At 65.8% G+C, this 269-nt stretch carries 1 protein-coding gene; it reads right to left on the reverse strand.

The window, feature by feature from the left end; all coding sequences use genetic code 11:
* On the reverse strand, nucleotides 1-269 hold a 269-nt coding region (locus tag AC5RV2_RS19255; RefSeq protein ID WP_494093653.1), incomplete at both ends, for a hypothetical protein.

Here is a 269-nt window from a genome sequence, read left to right on the forward strand (position 1 = left end):
ATGCGCGCCGCCGGCATCGACGACGCCACCATCAAGCTCCTCCTCGAGGACAACCCGGCCGATTTCCTCTCCATCAAGGCCTGATACCCGCACCTCCTATCGGCGTCAAGCGTCGGCTCCGCCTCCACCTCCGACGACGGCGGCGGCGGCGGACTCCAACCCCACCCACACTCCGAGGACGCCTGCACCGGCGTCCAGTGAAGGAACACAGAACAATGCAGACTTCCGAAATCCAGAACCTGAAGGTGGCCGTCGTGGGCGGCGGCTAC

Source organism: Arthrobacter sp. Y3225116 (genome assembly GCF_059091245.1).